Consider the following 19,825-nt stretch of genomic DNA (forward strand, 5'->3'; position numbering starts at 1 on the left):
CAAATTCACATCAGTAATAATGGAGGTTTATTTATAAAATCACTTTAAAGAAATAATTTAGTTTCTGTAAAGTATGCTAGTGTTTTTATTAATTCAATGCTTTAAAGTGGTTATAGAAACTAGTTATTTAATTGATATTTTAAAACTGAAAATATCAATTAAATAACTGCTTTGTCATCAGCTTATGATCGTTTAATTACTTTTTTAACTTGCATAAACTCGGATTAAAGGTGGTGTCTTTTCTGTAACGAACTTGTCAACTTTGCTGGGTCAAATCCCATAAACTAATTATCCTGGACATTGAAACTGGCTATGACATTTATCAAGATACAGAACGTTGTGATAAACTCCAGCTGCGTTGCTGCAATTAAGCTAAATAATCAAACGGTTTCGGGCGAAAAAAGCGTTTCTGTTCCCTTAGATACTCCTCAGTTTTCATTGTTCCAGTGGGATACCATTGCTGAAAATCTCTACCATTACAAATGGATTGAATTCACTGGTCAAGCAGTTATTACACTCCAAGACTATTTTACCAGTTTTAACAACGTCATCGAGCGATTGCCACAATATCAAGAGTCTAGCGTTGTATAACATTCTTGTGCGATCGCTGTGTGCCAAAATCGCCTCTAAACTTAAGGTTTTCTCAGGGCAGTATGTGTTGTGTGGTGTCGATTTGGAGACAAGCATTTAGCGCAGATAGGATAGCTAGCTGCTTAGAAAACGAGAGATTTGCATTATTTAGTAGGCAACAGAAATTACTGTAGCTACACAATCCACAGTACTCACTATGCCCTATGTCTGCTTATTCAATTGATACTGCCTTAGCGGAGTTAGAGAGCCTGATCAATAATTGCGAAAAGGCTGTGAAGAGGTCTATAGAGGAAAAAAAAATGAAGTCAGAAAAATCAGTGTCAATCAACAAAATTAATAGACAATTACAACACAATCCTATAGCCATTGTTGGGATGGCATCTCTATTGCCAAAAGCCAGAAACTTGCGGGAATACTGGCAAAATATAGTAAATAAAATTGACTGCATTACCGATGTTCCTTCTACTCACTGGAGCGTCGAAGATTATTACGATCCGAATCCCAGAACCTCTGAAGATAAAACCTATTGCAAAAGAGGTGGGTTTCTTCCAGAGGTTGATTTTAACCCGATAGAATTCGGCATACCGCCCAGCATTTTGGAAGTAACAGATGTATCGCAACTGTTGAGTTTAGTAGTTGCGAAAGAGGCGATGGAAGATGCAGGTTATGGCGAAAAACGTGAGTTTAGCCGCGAGACTGTTGGGGTAATCTTAGGCGTGGCTATGGCCAAGCAATTAGGAATGCCACTTTCTGCGAGGTTGGAATATCCGATTTGGGAAAAAGCACTTAAAAGTAGTGGTTTATCCGATGAGGATACGCAAAAAATCGTTGAAAAAATCAAAAGCGCCTATGTGAAGTGGGATGAAAACGCTTTCCCTGGAATGTTAGCTAATGTAGTCGCGGGTAGAATTGCCAACCGTCTAAATTTTGGCGGGATGAACTGCGTAGTTGATGCCGCTTGCGCTAGTTCCTTTGGTGCTTTAAAGATGGCAATTAGTGAGCTAGTTGAGCATCGTTCTGATATGATGCTAACTGGTGGTGTTGATACTGATAACACGATCATGGCTTTCATATCGTTCAGCAAAACACCGGCTGTTTCTCCCAGTGAAAATGTCAAACCTTTCGATGCTAAATCTGATGGGATGATGCTGGGTGAAGGTATCGGCATGATTGTCCTCAGACGCCTGGAAGATGCCGAACGCGACAACGATAAAATCTATGCCGTAATTAAAGGCATTGGTACCTCCAGCGATGGGCGCTACAAGAGCATTTATGCTCCCCGCAAAGAAGGTCAAATCAAAGCCTTAGAACGTGCTTATGAAGATGCTGGCTTTTCTCCCGCCACTGTTGGTTTAATGGAAGCACATGGCACCGGCACAATGGCTGGAGATCCGACAGAATTCGGATCTTTAAAAGACTTCTTTGGGGAACACGATCACAAAAAACAGCACATCGCTTTGGGTAGTGTAAAATCGCAGATTGGACACACAAAAGCGGCTGCGGGTGCGGCGAGTTTAATTAAAACTGCTTTGGCATTACATCACAAAGTATTACCGCCCACAATTAACATTACCGAGCCAAACCCCAAACTCAACATTAAAAATTCCGCCTTTTATTTGAATACCGAAACCAGACCTTGGATTCGGGCTGAAGGGGAAGCGCCAAGACGTGCGGGTGTGAGTTCTTTTGGCTTTGGCGGCACCAATTATCACGTCGTTTTGGAAGAATATGAAGCCGACCAGAACCACGCTTACCGCTTACATAGTGGTGCTAGTGAAGTGCTGTTGTATGCTCCGACAGTAGACCAATTGTTGAGCAAATCTGAAGAGATTTTAGGTAAGTTGCGTTCACGAAGTGACTCCGCAGGAGTATCGCCTGAAGCCAGATCATATTATGCGCAATTAGTCAAGGAATGCAAATCGCCACAGATTCCCCTCTCTGCTGCCAGATTTGGGTTTGTAGCTGAGAATCTCGAAGAAGCTTGCAAGTTGCTGCAAACTAGCATTGACTGGCTGAAACACAAAGGGTCAGCAGCATCTTGGGAGCATCCTCAAGGAATTTATTACCGCGCCTCTGGTATGGAGTTGGGTGGAAAAGTTGTCGCTCTATTTTCTGGTCAAGGTTCGCAATACTTGGAGATGGGCCGGGAACTGGTAATGAATTTTCCTTTGATGCGGCGTCTTCATGGCTATATGGATAGCCTGTTACTCAAAGATAATTTACAGCCGCTTTCAGAAATCGTTTTTCCTCATCCGGTGTTTGAGGAAGCAGAAAAAAATGCCCAAATTGCTGCCTTACAACGCACAGAATACGCTCAACCAGCTATTGGGGTATTAAGTGCAGGGATGTACAGCATACTGCAACAAGCTGGGTTCAAGTCAGATTTTGTGGCGGGACATAGCTTCGGGGAATTGACAGCGCTTTGGGCTGCGGGAGTTTTGAGTACAGAAGATTACTTGTTCTTAGTGAAAGCTAGGGGTCAAGCAATGGCGGCTCCAGAAGACCCTGATCATGATGCGGGTAGTATGTTGGCTGTCAAAGAAGACATCAGCAAAGTCGAAGCAGTGCTGAAACATTTTCCCTTAGTTGCGATCGCTAATCAAAATTCTCCAACTCAATTTGTCTTGGCTGGGCCTACCGCAGAAATCGCCAAAGTCAGAGAGGCTTTACACGAGAAAGGATATACGGCTGTATTGTTACCTGTTTCAGCAGCTTTCCATACACCGTTAATTGCCTTTGCTCAAAAATCCTTTGCGATCGCTACTAAGTCTGTCAAGTTCCAAAGTCCCAAAATCCCTGTTTACAGCAACGTTACCAGTAAGCAGTATCCCAAGGAACCCCAAGGTATTCAAAAAATCCTGGAAACGCACCTTTCCAACTCAGTGCTGTTTAAACAGGAAATTGAAAATATCTATGCAGCCGGTGGTACTTGCTTTGTGGAATTTGGGCCGCGGAGAATTCTCACCAACTTGGTAAAAGATATCCTTGGCGATCGCCCACACCTGACTGTATCTTTAAACCCCAGCACTCAAAAGAATAGCGATCGCTCTTTGCGAGAAGCAGTTGTGCAGTTGCGGGTAATTGGTCTGGCTTTGAATAACCTCGATCCTTATCAACTTCCTCAAACTCTACCCTCAATTGAGACGAAGAAGACATTAAATGTCCGTTTGAACGGGATCAACTACAGATCCGAAAAAACGAAAAACGCCTTCGCTCTAGCTTTGCAGGATGGGTACAAAGTTACATTACCCACCCCCGAACATTCTGATGCGGCTCCCTTATTCACCAGCCCAGGTGTAACTCCACCTCTAGCAGTGATAGAGACTAACGGACATAAAAAAATACCTGCGATCGCCAACAGTGTGACTTCTAATATCATCACCCAAACAGAGCAACAAATGAATCCTGTGACCCTTTCAAGTCAACCAGCCCAGGAATCTAAGATGCAACCAACACCAGAAAAACTTACTAATTACCAACAGCTTTTAGAAAGTTTAGAATACCTCCTGACACAGTTTCAGGAAAATCAAGCCGAGAATTTACAAGTTCACGGAACTTATCTCAACCATCAAATGGAATATGCCAAAGCGTTTTTCCAACTGATGCAGCAGCAGAATTCCTTGTTGAGTGAAAGTAAATCAACAGCCGAAACTGCCAAAATGAAGCTAGTTGTCATGGAAAGCTTAGAGCGTAGCATGATGCAGTTTCACTCCCAACAAGGTGAAACCCTACGCATCCATGAGCAATATCTCCAAGAGCAGCTGGAATATACCAAAAACTTTTTCCAACTCATACAGCAAGAGTATTCTCAAATCATCTCTGGTGAGGGAACAACCCTACTAACAGAGAAACTAAGTAACGGGGTACGCCATAATTTCACTCCGTTCACCACAGAAACAACTGTTACTGATGCACCAGTACCCCCTACTACCAAGATAGTAGAAAGCCAGCCATTGCCTGTAACTGAGCCAGTAGCGAAAAATGGCTCAACTGTGACCCAAGCACCTCTCCCGCCCGCTCCCCAGGTGGTACCTGTAGTTGAAACTCCTGTATCCCCCACTTCTAAGAAGGATGAAAATTCCTCTTCTTTGCTCCCTAATCTCTTCTCTCCACTCCCTATCGAGACAGTAGAGCCTGTAGCCGAGCCACCTGTCCCAGTAGTAGAACCTCAAACCGAGGTTGTAGTCAAAATTAGCTCACCCCCAGTCAACGAAGTTATCGCATTCACCCCAGAACCAGCATCCACAACTGCTGCACCTGTATCTGGCGCAACCATCGATATTGTTGACTTGGATAAAAACCTGTTAGCGATCACCAGCGACAAGACCGGCTACCCAGTCGAGATGCTGGAAATGGACATGGACATGGAGGCGGACTTAGGGATTGACTCCATCAAACGGGTGGAAATCCTGGGGGCGCTACAGGAAATGTACCCCAACCTACCCAAGCCAAACGTTGAAGAACTGGCAGAACTCCGCACCATCGGTCAAGTTGTAGAGTATCTGCAATCCCAGGCTTCCAAAAGTATTACTGTAGAAATTGCAGTTCACGAAGTACAACAAGTAACTGAGATTCTAGTAGAGACTGCACCAGTAGTTGAGGTAGTCACTTCACCTGAACCAAGCCTAGTTGTCGCATTCAACACAGAACCTGCTACAACTGATGAATTTGCAAACTTAGGTGAAACCCTGTTAGCCATCACCAGTGATAAGACCGGCTATCCAGTCGAGATGCTGGAATTGGAAATGGACATGGAAGCCGACTTAGGGATTGACTCCATCAAACGGGTAGAAATCTTAGGGGCGATGCAAGAAATGTACCCCAACTTACCCAAACCCAATATCGAAGAACTCGGAGAACTCCGCACCATCGGTCAAATAGTCGATTACCTACAGCAGTTGGCTGGAGGCGAAAAAAAAAAATCTGAGCCTGAGTTTGTCCAACAACAGCCACCAGAATTAGAGCATAATATCCAGCGCCATCCCGTCAAACTCAAAAGCCTACCACAGCCCGATTATTTGGATTTCACGTTACCAGAGGGACACATCGCTTTAATCACCAATGATGGTTCCCTCACCACTTATAAATTAACTGAATCCCTAATCGAGAAAGGCTGGAAGGTAGTAGTTGTCAGCTTCCCCCAATCGCTCATCGCCCAACAAGCGCCCTTACCCACAGGAGTAACCCGCGTCACCTTAGCAAACTTGAGTGAAGAACATCTTCAACAACAATTGCAAGCGATCGCATCTCACTGCGGAGCGATTGGGGCCTTCATCCATCTCCATCCGATATTTGTAGGAAATCACACCGGGACAATTCCCTATCACGAACAAGAAAAGGCGATCGTCAAGCACGTATTTTTGATGGCGAAACACCTCAAACCTTCCCTAAATGAAGCTGCGCGTCATGGACGTAGTTGTTTCTGCACAGTTGCTCACCTTGATGGAGCTTTCGGCTTAGAGTACAAAGTTAACTTTGGGGCGATCGGTGCTGGTTTATTCGGATTAACCAAAACTCTGAGATGGGAATGGCCAAAGGTTTTCGCTCGTGCGATCGACCTAAGCCCCAGACTGGATGCTAAACAGTCAGTACAAAACATCATTGCCGAACTTCACGACCCCAATCTTTATATTAGTGAAGTTGGTTACGGCTCACAAGGACGAGTCACCCTCATCGCCGATTAAAAGGCTGATGTAGCAGTCCTATTTGAATTGTGAAAATTACTGTTTTAACGAACCGCCAAGGACGCAAAGAGCGCATTCGCGCAGCGTCTCGTAGAGAAGAAAAGAAATAAACAGAGAATTTCACAAATCTTTTAGGGCTGCTATTAGTATGTTTTTTACTACAAGAAGACTACTTATTTCTCTTCCTTTGCGTCCTTCTCTGACGAGACGCTGTGCGAAGGCGCTCTTGGCGGTTCGTATATCAAAAAAACCCAATTTATGCAGGTATTTACGAGGATTTATGACACAAACAGCCCAGCTTAGTCCATCATCTGTCTTTGTCGTGAGCGGCGGTGCAAAAGGGATTACGGCTGAGTGTACTATAAAATTAGCACAGCAGCAACCCTGCAAATTTATCCTTCTCGGTCGCTCTGAACTTTTAGAAACCGAGCCAGATTTTGCTCAAGATTGTGATGAATCGGCATTGAAAAAACGCATCATGGAAAATCTTCTTTCCCAAGGAGAAAAGCCCACACCCATGAGTGTGCAAAAGATATATAACAAAATTACCTCCAGCCGCGAAATTAAAAAGACTTTAGCAGCAATTCAAAAAACAGGAGCTAAAGCAGAATATATCAGCGTTGATGTCACAGATACGCAGGCTTTACAGGAAAAACTTGCCACTTCTGTACAACGTATGGGCCCAATTACAGGCATCATCCACGGGGCTGGGAATTTAGCCGATAAATTAATTGAAAAGAAAACAGAACAGGATTTTGAAAAAGTTTACACCGCTAAAGTGCAAGGATTAGAAAATCTACTTACTTGCATTAACCCTAGTCAACTTCAGCATTTAGTTTTGTTTTCTTCTGTAACAGGTTTTCATGGAAATATTGGACAGTCTGATTATGCGATCGCTAATGAAATTCTCAATAAATCAGCCCATCTAATCAAGCAAAACTATCCCTCATGCCATGTAGTTGCGATTAATTGGGGAGCTTGGGATAGTGGTATGGTGACACCGGAATTAAAAAAAGTTTTTCAAGAGCGCAAAATTGAAATAATTCCGATTGCAGCTGGGGCACAAATGCTGGTTCAAGAAATAAATAGCGCTACTGATGCAACTGCACAAGTTGTGATTGGTAGCACACTTGCTCCACTTGCTACAGAACTAGATTCTCAACTGCGAACCCATCATATTCGTCGCCAAATCACACTAGCAGCTAATCCCTTCTTGCTGGATCATACTATCGCTGGTTCTCCCGTTTTACCAGCAACTTGTGCAATGTCATGGATGATCAATGCCTGTGAACAACTTTATCCAGGTTACAGATTGTTCTATCACAAAAACTTTAAAGTTTTGAAGGGAATTACTATTAATAAATCTTTAGCAAAAGAACATATTTTAGAAATAGAAGAAATTTCCAAGGTTAGCTTTGAAAGCATCGAACTTAAAGCGAAAATCTGGAGTAAAAACGCAGAAGGAAAAATTCATTATCATTTTAGCGCTCAACTCAATCTCCGGCAAGAAATCCCCATTTGCCACCCTTATGAATCAATTAATCTTGAACAGGATAACATCATCACCACTACAGGAAAAGCCCTTTACCAAAATGGAGGAAGTACATTATTTCATGGCCCTGCTTTTCAGGAAGTCCAAAAAGTCTTAAATATTAGCCCTGAAAAAATCACCACAGAATGTTTTTGGCAAGAAATCAGCGACAAGCAACAAGGACAATTTCCAGTGCAATGGATCAATCCTTATACGATTGACTTGAGTATGCACGGGTTATGGATTTGGACACAGCACTTTTATCAAGAAGCTTGTTTACCTGGTAGAGTGGAAAAATATGAACAGTTTGTAGCTACACCACATAACAAACCTTTTTACGTTTCTTGTGAAGTGAAAGTGAAAACAGCAACTAGTGCGATCGCTGACTTTATCATACATGACCGTCAAGGACAAATATATTCGCGTATGCTCGGTGCCCACGCAATTATTTGGTCGATGAAATCACTCAAAAGCTAGTAATCTTCAACTTCTTTTCTCTGCGCCACGGACACTTTGCTAAAGTCGGGAAACCCTTCCTGTGCAAGTGTCCTCCTCTTTTGCCTCGCGCGTAATCTATCTCTTTAGCAACCGCCTTTTTAAAGTTTGGGGAACAGCGTAAATCCTGCGTTTTAAATATCTCTTGCCTAATACCCAAACCTTAAGGATATAACTAGTGGAAAAAATAGCTATCATCGGATTATCATGTCTATTTCCCGATGCTAAAAACCCTGAAGAATTTTGGCAAAATATTATTGATCAAAAAAATTCAACATCATCTGCAACTGTCGAGGAAATCGGAGTAGACCCGACAATTTTCCACAATCCAGTTAAAGGCACACCAGATAAAACCTATTCTCTCCAGGGAGGATACATCCGTAACTTTCAGTTTGACCCTGGTGAATACAATCTCCCATCAGAATTGATTGCTGGTTTAGATAATACCTTTAAATGGTCGTTGTATGCTGCTAAACAAGCAATTGTACATAGTGGTTATTGGGGGAATGAAACTGTTCTCTCTAAATGTGGTGTAATTTTAGGTAATCTTTCGCTTCCTACGAAATTATCTAATCAATTATTCTCTCCAATTTACCATAAAGCGATCGCACCTGCTGTCAGAGAACTTTTGCAGTATGAAGACTTTGATTTAGCTGTCTCAACTGCAACTAAAGCATCTTTATACAATGCCATGATATCTGGCTTACCAGCATCTATAATTGCTCAAGCTCTATCTCTATCCCAGATTAATTTCTGTGTAGATGCTGCTTGTTCATCATCATTTTATGCTATTAAAGTAGCATCTCATTACTTATGGTCACACAAAGCTGATGTCATGTTAGCTGGAGCTATAAGTTGTGCAGATTCTCTATTTGTGCGGATGTTATTTTCCGGTGTTCAAGGGTATCCAGAAAACGGCATCAGCCGCCCCTTAGATAAGTCGTCAAGAGGGCTAATTCCTGCCGATGGTGTTGGGATGGTGATGCTGAAAAGATATTCTGATGCCATCAGAGATGGTGATAATATTGTCGCTACCATCTGCGGTAATGGACTTTCAAATGATGGCAAGGGTAAACACTTACTTAGTCCTAATTCTAAAGGACAAATCCTAGCTTTTGAGCGAGCCTATAATGAGGCAAAAATTAATCCAAAATCTATCGATTATTTAGAGTGTCATGTAACTGGCACATTACTGGGAGATTCAACTGAAGTCAATTCTATAGAAACATTTTTTGGTGGAAATCAGGCTGCACCTCTAGTAGGTTCTGTCAAGGCAAATACTGGTCACTTACTAACTGCTGCTGGCATGGTTGGCTTGACTAAAGCGATTTTGAGCATGTCTCATGGTGTAATTCCACCAACCATTAATGTTACTGAGCCTTTACCTTCCGAAAATAGTACAATCTCCGTTGATAAAATTGTTAGAACAGCTACGGCATGGCCTAATAATAATGCACCAATTAAACGGGTAGCCATCAGTGCTTTTGGTTTTGGCGGTACTAATTCTCATCTGATTTTAGAACAAGGAACTACAACACAATCAGTTGATTCAATTGCGCCTGTTCCACCTGTGAAAGTCGCCATTGTCGGCATGGATGCCTTTTTTGGTAATTGCAATGGTTTAGATGCTTTTGAACGCAGTATTTATGATGGAACACAGCATTTTACTTCCCTACCGCCTCAAAGATGGCATGGTATAGAAAATCAAGAAAATGTCCTGAAAGAGTACGGTTTAACAGATGGAAAAGCACCAATAGGGGCATACATCAAAGATTTTGAAATCGATACTTTATCGTGCAAAATTCCACCGAATGAAATCGAAAAATTAAATCCACAACAATTATTACTCTTGAAGGTTGCCGATCGCGCCGTGAAAGATGCGAAACTACAGGAAGGCAGTAATGTGGCGGTTATTATCGCTGCTGAGACAGAGTTTTCTGTGCATCAGCTACAGCAAAGATGGAATCTATCTTGGCAAGTTAAGGATGGCTTACTCAACCAAGGAATTTCTTTACCTGCTGAACAGCTTTCCCAACTGGAAACCATCGTCAAAGATAGCATTCACCAACCAGTAGAAATCGGCGAATATGTAAGTCACATCGCCAACATTATGGCGAGTCGAATTTCTGCTTTGTGGAATTTTACTGGCCCTGCATTCACGATGACGGCTGGCGAAAATTCTGCCCTGAAGGCGTTGGAAGTTGCACAAATGCTACTCGCTACTGGGGAAGTTGATGCCGTGGTTGTAGGTGCAGTCGATTTGGCAGGTGGTGTAGAAAATGTCTTGTTCCGCAGCCAATTTGCACCAATTAATACGGGTGTCAATACGTTGGGTTATGACCAACAAGCTAATGGCTGGACGGTTGGTGAAGGTGCGGGTGCAGTTGTCCTCAAGCGTTATGAAACTGCTAAACAAGACAATGAACGCATCTATGCAGTTATTGATGCCATCAGTTTCGCTCAAGATAATTCTACTGTCAGTAACGCTCTGGTAAAGCCTGATGCTTCAGCTATCAGCAATGTCTGCAAACAAGCCTTCCAAATTGCAGATATTCAACCCACAGATGTTAATTATGTGGAAGTGTTCGGTAGTGGCGTTCCCCAGGAGGATGAAGCCGAAATCACAGGTTTACTCCAAGCTTATCCGAAAGTGGGCAATGGTTTGCACTGTGCATTGGGCAGCGTCAAAGCCAATATCGGTCACACCTATACAGCATCGGGAATCGCTAGCTTAATCAAAACTGCTCTGTGTCTTTATTACAGGTATATTCCCGCCACCCCCAAATGGTCTGGTGTCAAAACACCGCAAGTATGGGAAGGTAGCCCTTTCTATGTCGCAATGGAATCAAGACCTTGGTTTGTCGATAAAGGCGGCACACGCAGAGTAGCAGCAATTAATAGTATGGCTATAGATGGCAGTTACGCCCATTTAATCTTATCGGAAGAACCCAGCCAAGAGGAGCGGGACAACAGATATTTGCAACAAATGCCTTTTCATCTGTTCCCGATCGCAGTTAGCGATCGCTCCAATATACCCGATCTCCTAAACCATCTCCAACATACCATCGAAGCTAGTTCATCATTATCAGTTACCGCTAGCCAAACATTCGCTACCTTTGAAGGACATTCTGAGGCTAAATACGTCTTATCAATCACAGGACGTAACACAAAAGAACTACTCAAAGAAATTGAATCTGCCCGCAAAGGTGTAAATAATGCCTTTGAGAAAGGAACAGATTGGCAAACACCAATAGGAAGTTATTTCACAGCGAAACCATTGGGTAAAACCGGAGCAGTTGCTTATGTTTATCCCGCAGCAGTCAATTCTTATATTGGCATTGGTCGCAGCGTCTTCCGTTTATTTCCTAAAGTTTTCGAGGACTTAAAAAGTAATAATCTCTACAACCGGGCTGCCGATGTTGAAAAACTAGTTTATCCCAGAAGCTTACCTAAATTAACAACCAGGCAACTAGAAACTCTCGAAAAGCAATTGTTAGATGATTCACTGGCAATGTTTGAAAGTGAAATCGCTTTTGCTAGATACATGACAGCAATTTTCCGAGATGATTTTCAAGTTAAGCCGCAATGTGTTTTTGGGTATAGCTTGGGTGAAACTAGCATGATGGTTGCCCAAGGAGTTTGGAGTAATTTTGAGGGCGGAAGTAATACTTTAAACTCATCACCTTTATTTGGCGATAAGTTATCTGGGCCTAAAAATGCTGTGCGTGAATATTGGGGATTAACAGATGCACCAAATCCACAAAACAACAATTTTTGGAATACCTATGTTCTCATGGCGACTCCATCCCAAATTAGAGAATGCCTGAAACAAGAGAATCGCGTCTACTTAACTCAAATCAACACACCAGAAGAAGTATTAATTGCTGGTGATGATGCAGCCTGTAAACGAGTAATTCAAACTTTAGGTTGCAACGCTTTCCCCGCTCCCTTCGACCACGTGATACATTCTGAGGCGATGCGATCGCAGTATGAGGAAATCAAGAAGGTAAACACTTTACCATCACAAACTCTCCCAGGTATTGTTTTTTATTCTGCTGCTGATTATCAACCGCTCGCACTTGAAAGTGAAGCGATCGCTCACAACATTGCCAAAGGATTATGCCAAGAGCTTGATTTTCCACGATTAGTTAATCGTGTCTACGGTGATGGTGTGCGAATATTTTTAGAAGCAGGCGCAGGTAGTGTTTGTTCACGATGGATTGATAAAATTCTTGGCAACCAAGAACACCTCACAGTCTCTCTGAATCGTAGAGGTATGGATGACCATGCTTCTATAGTCAAAGCATTAGCAAAACTACTCAGTCATCAGGTGAATGTGGATTTATCACCACTGTACAGCAAAGTCCAAGAAACCACCAATCAAACTAAAGCAACATTGAGAACAGTTACCTTGGGTGGAAAAGCGATCGCTGCTACAATTTTGAGCGACGAAAATCGTAAATTTGTTAAAGATTGGGCTGAGGATCTTAAGTGCGAACGCTTCAAGAAACAGCATCCAAGTATACCTAATATCCAAGAATCTGAAATCACAGATTCTCTTAATACTTCCAACAAAATAATCCCAGAAGAAAGTTATTCGCCTAACATCTTGCCATCCCTTACTCAGCCAGAAGAAGTCAAACCAAAAAATATCATTGATAACGGTTTTGAACCGAAAGAACAATTACAATCTTCTGAGTCAAGCGCAATTGGGCAGCAAATTCCTTTTTCTTCTCCACCTGTCATCACTCAAAAAATTAGTAGCATCATCAGCATGTTTGATTTAAATAAGACTCAGTATCAAAAGCTCAATGCTAATAATTCAAAGATAACTAAAGCGCACACTGCTTTTTTACAAGCTAGACAAGATTATAGTCAACAAATGAGCGAAATCATTCAATTGCAACTAACTTGCGCCCAAAATTTGCTTAACGACGAATCTTGATAATTCCAAATGTAGACTCCTGTCAATACGGTTCGGATAAGATCCCCCCGCCTATGGCGACCCCCTTAAAAAGGGGGTAAAAGAGGGTTATAAGCCCCCCTTTTTAAGGGGGGTTGGGGGGATCTTCGAGCGATAAATAAGCTAACCAAACCATATTGAAACTCTTTCCAAGAGTTTACATCCTTCAACCTTCAGCTTTTATCATCCATTGCTTGTAATCAGAGGGATAACTGCCGTGATAACCGTAGATACGGTGCTAAATAAACACGATAATGGTCTTAATTTCTCTGCCTGGTCTTATAACAAAAACCAGGTTTGGAAAGGTTCTTTAGAAACTGTATCTTTTGAGCAACAAACCATCAAAGGTAAATTGATGGCGTTAGATAAACCCTGTTACATCGTGAAAGTTGCCGGAAAAATCGGTGTCACTAATGAGGGGTATTTATCCCCTGGTGATAATGGCACAACAGCACAAGTAGAACTGCTGACATTTGCAGCACCAATCCACATCCAACAGTTTGGAGATCCCAATTTTCTCTCTTTTCATGGAGTGAAATATGCCTATGTTACTGGCGCAATGGCTGGCGGAATTGCTTCTGAAGAAATGGTGATTGCACTAGGAAAAGCTCAAATTTTGAGTTCCTTTGGTGCAGGTGGTTTAATTCCAGAACGTTTGGAAGTAGCCATAAATCGCATTCAACAAGCTTTACCTCAAGGACCCTACGCCTTTAATTTAATTCACAGTCCCAATGAACCTGCTATTGAACGTCGGGCAGTGGATTTATATCTCAAATATCAAGTCAGAACAGTAGAAGCATCTGCATTTCTCGACTTGACTCCCAACATTGTTTATTACCGTGTTGCAGGATTGGGGTTGAATAACACCAATCAAATTGAGATTAAAAATAAAGTCATTGCCAAAGTTTCTCGCCGAGAAGTTGCTACTAAATTTCTCCAACCTGCACCAGCCAGAATTCTTAAAGAACTTCTTGAAAAAGGATTAATTACTGAGTTACAAGCAACCCTTGCAGCTAAAGTTCCGATGGCTGATGATATTACCGTCGAGGCTGATTCTGGTGGTCATACAGATAACCGTCCCCTGGTTTGTTTGTTACCTTCCATTATTGCCTTGCGGGATGAAATTCAAGCACAATATCATTACCAAACACCCATTAGAATCGGAGTAGCAGGGGGAATTGGTACACCACAATCAGCATTAGCAGCCTTTATGATGGGTGCTGCTTATGTAATGACCGGCTCAATTAATCAGTCATGCGTTGAATCTGGGGCTTGTGAACATACCAAAAAATTACTAGCTCAAGCAGAAATGGCTGATGTGATGATGGCCCCAGCAGCAGATATGTTTGAAATGGGCGTGAAATTGCAAGTCCTCAAACGGGGTACGATGTTCCCCATGCGAGCGCAGAAATTATTTGAACTATATCGTGCTTATGATTCGATTGAAGAGATTCCTTTGGTAGAAAGAGAGAAATTAGAAAAACAAGTTTTCCGCAAGAGTATTGCTGAAGTATGGGAAGGAACAGCGGCTTATTTGTCCCAGAAAAATCCTGAAAAACTGGGGAAAGCAGTCAATAATCCTAAACTGAAAATGGCGTTGATTTTCCGCTGGTATCTAGGATTATCTTCTCGTTGGTCTAGTTCTGGTGAAAAAGGTAGAGAAGTCGATTATCAAATTTGGTGTGGCCCAGCAATGGGCGGTTTCAATGACTGGGTACGGGGTTCCTACCTATCTGAAGCAAATAATCGTCGGGTAGTTGATGTTGCTAATCAAATTATGACTGGTGCAGCCTTTTTGTATCGTGTTCAAAATTTGAAAATTCAAGGACTGCAAGCTTCCGATTATTACAGTCACTATCACCCTGTCCCTTCTACATTAGTGGAGATTTAAAAATGACTATAAAACAGTCTTTTACAGCAGCCGATATTCAAGTATTTTTGATATCTAGCTTAGCTGAGTTGCTAGGAGTATCAACTGATGAAATAGATGTCAAAGAACATTTAGAAAATTCTGGCTTGGATTCAGCCCAAGCAATGATTCTAGTAAGTAAATTAGAAAAATTGCTAGGATTTCAACCATCGCCGTTGCTCCTGTGGCATTACCCAAGTATTGAAGCTCTTTCACAGCGTTTAGCTGAAGAAGTGCAAGAAGGTTCACCAGTTCAAGACACAAAAGTTGTGCGTCAGACATCTTCTAATGCCAACGCTGCCCCCTTTGTTCTAAATTTAAGTGCCGAGGCTGTTCTTGACCCCACCATCAATCCCGGCGCTGCATCTAATGTGCCTGTAGGTGAACCCAAAAATATCTTTTTAACTGGAGGAACAGGCTTTTTAGGAGCTTTTGTCATCCGGGAATTACTACAGGAAACTAATGCGGATATCTATTGCTTAGTGCGTGCTGCTAATACCGAAGAAGGCAAAAGCAAACTACAAAATAATCTCCAACAGTATGCAATTTGGCAGGAACAATTTAACTCCAGAATTATTCCTATTATCGGCGATTTATCTCAGCCATTGTTAGGTGTTGGCTCTGAACAGTTTCAAATTTTAGCTGCCAATATTGATACTATCTATCATAGTGGTGCTTTGTTGAATTATGTTTTTCCCTACTCTGCACTGAAAGCAGCCAATGTTTTAGGAACGCAGGAAGTTTTGAGGCTGGCATGTCAAATTAAAGTCAAGCCTGTACATTACGTTTCTAGTGTTGCTGTGTTTGAATCGACTGCTTATGCTGGCAAGGTTGTCAAAGAACAGGATGAATTCAATCATTGGGAAGGTATTTATCTTGGTTACTCCCAAACTAAATGGGTAGCTGAAAAGTTAGTCAAGATTGCTCGTGACCGAGGACTTCCTGTAACTATCTACAGACCGCCACTGATTTCAGGAGATAGCAAAACAGGCATTTGTAATACACATGACTTTATCAATTTGATGACCAAGGGCTGTCTACAAATGGGAAGTTTCCCTGATGTAGATTATATGTTAGATATGTCTCCTGTAGACTATGTAAGTAAAGCCATTGTTTATCTATCACGGCAAAAAGAATCCATAGGCAAAGCTTTCAATTTACAACATCCTCAACCTGCCGCTTTGAAAATGCTAGTTGAGTGGATACGCTCATTTGGTTATTCAGTTGAGATGATTCCCTATGAAGAATGGCAATCAGAGCTAATTAATAATGTGTCTTCTGTGGACAATCCTTTATATACTCTGCGACCCTTTTTACTGGAACGCTGGTCTGATGAACAACTGACTATTCCTGATTTCTACCTACAAGCTAGAAGACCCCATATTAGCTGCCAAGATACCCTTCATGCACTAGCAGGCAGTTCTATTGTTTGTCCTCCCATTAACTCTCAATTGTTTATGACTTATACCGCCTACTTGATTCAAAGCGGCTTCTTAAATATCGCTTAGGAATTCACAACTTTCATAGGGTGCGTTAGGAACGTAACGCACCATCCTGGATATTTTCGGTGCGTTACGGAAGCCGTAACACAATCTAAAAAACAGAAGTTTTGTGTTTTGTTTAGTCCATGTTCTTGAGGACTCAGTACTACTTAATAGTCAATATTTCAGATGCCAGCAACAACTCATACACCAACAGAGGCAATCTAATTGCCCTGTTTTTTTATACTCAGTAATGTTAACTTTTAGGATTCACCTCTTGACAGAAGCGATCGAGGATAGAATGGTTAGTGTCAGGCATAAAAGTTTGATTTTACCCGCTTGCTTTTGTGAGTAATCAAAAGCGCTATCTGGCGACAAGCCGCCACGCATCTACACTAGCAGTCTGGAATAACTGAACTTCTTTAATGCCCAACTTATTCGATGCATAAGTCCTAAATTTAGGTTTGTACCGCTACATCTACCCAAGGCACTACACAAGCACTTGAAAGGATAATAACTCAAGACATTTCTCGTCGGTTCAGATATTACGCGCACTTATTTGTAGAAGGAGAACCACTATAAATGTAATGCAGCTTCATCAAGTCGAATTCACCAACCTTTTTACATGAACACAACATACCAAGGACAAAACAAACAAACTGCTCTTATTACTGGAGCAGCAGGTGGAATTGGCTATCAATTAGCATGTCTTTTTGCTGCTCATGATTATAATCTTGTTTTAGTAGATAGAAATGGGGTAATGCTTGTAGAACTTGCAGTTAAATTCAAAGAAGAATTTGGAAATTTTGTTACAACTATTGTTAAGGATCTATCTATACCAACAGCTCCTGAAGAAATTTTTGCAGAGTTGCAACAAGCCAATATTAAGGTTGATGTACTGGTAAATAATGCTGGATTTGGTATTTATGGATTATTTCATGAAACAGACCTAGCGACTGAACTGGAAATGCTACAGGTAAATTTGGTGTGTCTCACCCATTTAACCAAGCTATTCCTGAAGGACATGGTAAAGCAAGGTGAAGGAAAAATATTAAACGTCGCCTCAGCCGCTGCCTTTCAACCAGGCCCTTTGATGGCGGTTTATTTTGCTACTAAAGCCTATATCTTATCTTTTTCAGAAGCGATCGCTAATGAATTAGAAGGTACAGGTGTCACTGTGACAGTTCTTTGCCCAGGCTCAACCGCATCTGCGTTTCATGAAAGAACCGGGATGGCTGACTCTAAGTTGCTCAAGGGCAAGAAGATGATGGATGCACAAACAGTAGCCGAAATTGGTTTTCGCGCCTTAATGAAGGGTAAAACCATTGTCATTCCTGGTTTTATGAATAAACTACTTGCAAAAAGCGTCAGATTTGTACCCAGAAACCTGGTGACAAAAATTGTTAGAAATATGCAGGAAGATAAATAAACGATTTAAAATACTGAACATTAATACTGCCAACACTTCAAGTGCCAGTCAAAATTCTCTACAGCAATAGCAGCAACATAATTGTTAGCAGGTAGTAGTTCAAAAAGACTCCAGTCTTCTTCAGATATCTGTAACTTGGCTGGTTCTGTGAGAGTCAGCGACACTTCAACTTGCTCTAACTGAGCTAGTCCGTCTCCAGTTGCTTTTAAATAAGCTTCTTTACAAGTCCAGTAACGGAAAAATACGTCTTGCTGTTTGCTGGGAGATAGCGATCGCAACATTTCATATTCTCTCGGTAAAAAGAACCGTTTGGCAAGAGTTTCTAAATCAGACATCAGGCGAATATATTCTAGGTCTACACCAATTGGGCGGGTGCAATTCACCCCACACAAACCCAACCCTTGGGAATGAGATAAGTTAAACGCCAGTCCAGTATTGGCAAATGTATCTGCTAATACTGGTTTGCCACGGTGTTGATAATTAAACTGCACTTGTAGCGGCTGAATACCCAAATAGCGACCTAATATAGTTCGGAGAATACCACGGCCAGCAATGAACCGCTGCCGATGTTCCTGAAAATAGAACCGTTCAGCACGAGCCATTTCGTCACTGGAAAGAGTCGCTGCTAAATTTTGCAGCTGTGATTCTGGTTGGTCAAGGTCTATGCGCCAGACATGAATCTCATCTGGTAGCAAAGTTAAATCTGTTGGTGCAGGTAGCCAGAGATGATGAGTAGCAGTCACGTCACTTCGCTCCGAATTCAAAATTCAAAATTAATAATCCCCATAAATAAATTTAGTTGCTTTGTAATAAGGACGCCGTATTTCTCTCTACGAGAAGCTTAATCACTTAGCAAAGTAGCTGCGCTTATTTTTCCTAGAATGAATCTGCCAGAGGAGTTGTTAGATGTTAAGTCGGGCTGTAAACATAACTACAGATAGCTATGAGCGCTTTCCCTGACTAACATGCTAATTTATTACTCTACCGTGCCATTTTTATTACTTTAGATGTACGATCCTTTACTCAAGGTTAAATCCTTTGAAAGAGAATACGTTAAAACCCTTGACAGAGAATAATAAATTTTCTTTTGGCTACAACATTAGCTATTACAGTATTACTCTAAGGAATTACCAGGAATGTCTGCAAGTGATTTGCCAGTACGTAAGCTTTGTAAAGGTCAGATAGTAAGTTTTATGGGTGGGGAAGGCATGATCAAAAACTACCGATTTGAGTCAGGTAGCTGGGAATATTTGGTGGAAATGCCTATGGGACCAAAGCCAGAAATGGGTCGGGTTGGTTATGAAACCATGATTTGGCTACCTGAAGTAGATATCTCTTCACTGATAAATAGTTTTTCTCAGAAATTGTTAAATCTGGAACAAAAAAACCTCCCCAAAGCTTGTTAAAAACCTATTAGAACTACTTTTTTACAAAACATAGTGAGAATGAATGCTCGTTAATTTGGAGTACCTTACCTTCTTCGTGCTGCTACTGGCAGCGCTGCTATTAGCAATTAAGCAAATGAGTGTTGCTTTGGATGAAGTAGATATTGAACGCTTTACTCTCTGGACAGGTGTTGCTTCTGTCATTGCTGGTTTACCAATAATATTGTGGTAGTTTCTCAGCCAATGCTATCTTCTCTATTGCAATAGTTGATTGTAGTAAAAACAAGCTACTCTGTTCACTTTTTTGGATTTCCAAACAATACGACGCCATGCGTCGAGTAGCCTAGCAACTTGAAT

10 protein-coding genes are annotated in these 19,825 nt (G+C 41.6%); 9 read left to right on the forward strand and 1 reads right to left on the reverse strand.

Annotation, left to right across the window (positions count from 1 at the left end; all coding sequences use genetic code 11):
- The first annotated feature begins 312 nt into the window (after positions 1-312).
- From V7K85_RS35525 to V7K85_RS35555, 7 genes are all read left to right on the forward strand, one after another.
- The gene (locus tag V7K85_RS35525) at positions 313-591 is read left to right on the forward strand and encodes a hypothetical protein (protein ID WP_334821291.1); all 279 of its coding nucleotides are present in this window, start codon (positions 313-315) and stop codon (positions 589-591) included.
- A gap of 203 nt (positions 592-794) precedes the next feature.
- Positions 795-6,275, forward strand: a complete 5,481-nt coding sequence (locus V7K85_RS35530; RefSeq protein WP_334821293.1) for a beta-ketoacyl synthase N-terminal-like domain-containing protein — start codon at positions 795-797, stop codon at positions 6,273-6,275.
- A 280-nt stretch (positions 6,276-6,555) separates the two neighbouring features.
- Positions 6,556-8,283 carry an SDR family NAD(P)-dependent oxidoreductase gene (locus V7K85_RS35535; RefSeq protein ID WP_334821295.1) on the forward strand — a complete coding sequence of 576 codons (1,728 nt, stop codon included), beginning with the start codon at positions 6,556-6,558 and terminating at the stop codon, positions 8,281-8,283.
- Positions 8,284-8,479: 196 nt separating this feature from the next.
- Complete coding sequence (locus V7K85_RS35540) at positions 8,480-13,246, forward strand: PfaB family protein (protein WP_334821297.1); 4,767 nt, start codon at positions 8,480-8,482, stop codon at positions 13,244-13,246.
- A gap of 235 nt (positions 13,247-13,481) precedes the next feature.
- Positions 13,482-15,155: a PfaD family polyunsaturated fatty acid/polyketide biosynthesis protein gene (locus V7K85_RS35545; protein WP_334821299.1), complete on the forward strand. Its 1,674-nt coding sequence runs from the start codon at positions 13,482-13,484 to the stop codon at positions 15,153-15,155.
- 2 nt (positions 15,156-15,157) lie between these two features.
- Positions 15,158-16,681, forward strand: coding sequence for a thioester reductase domain-containing protein (locus V7K85_RS35550; protein ID WP_334821301.1), 1,524 nt, complete (start codon positions 15,158-15,160; stop codon positions 16,679-16,681).
- 598 nt (positions 16,682-17,279) lie between these two features.
- Entirely contained in the window at positions 17,280-18,083 is an 804-nt protein-coding gene (locus tag V7K85_RS35555; RefSeq protein WP_334821303.1) for an SDR family NAD(P)-dependent oxidoreductase, read from the forward strand.
- Between the two features lie 20 nt (positions 18,084-18,103).
- On the opposite strand, the gene hetI is transcribed toward V7K85_RS35555, so the two are convergent.
- Positions 18,104-18,826, reverse strand: coding sequence for a 4'-phosphopantetheinyl transferase HetI (gene hetI / locus V7K85_RS35560; RefSeq protein ID WP_334821305.1), 723 nt, complete (start codon positions 18,824-18,826; stop codon positions 18,104-18,106).
- A 393-nt stretch (positions 18,827-19,219) separates the two neighbouring features.
- Between hetI and V7K85_RS35565 the strand changes: the two genes are divergently transcribed.
- A complete protein-coding gene (locus V7K85_RS35565; RefSeq protein WP_334821307.1) occupies positions 19,220-19,489 on the forward strand; it encodes a hypothetical protein in 270 nt (89 codons plus the stop codon).
- 43 nt (positions 19,490-19,532) lie between these two features.
- Complete coding sequence (locus V7K85_RS35570; RefSeq protein ID WP_334821309.1) at positions 19,533-19,700, forward strand: hypothetical protein; 168 nt, start codon at positions 19,533-19,535, stop codon at positions 19,698-19,700.
- The last annotated feature ends 125 nt before the right edge of the window (positions 19,701-19,825 follow it).

Origin of the sequence: Nostoc sp., assembly GCF_036917615.1 — a bacterium.
GTDB lineage: Bacteria > Cyanobacteriota > Cyanobacteriia > Cyanobacteriales > Nostocaceae > Nostoc.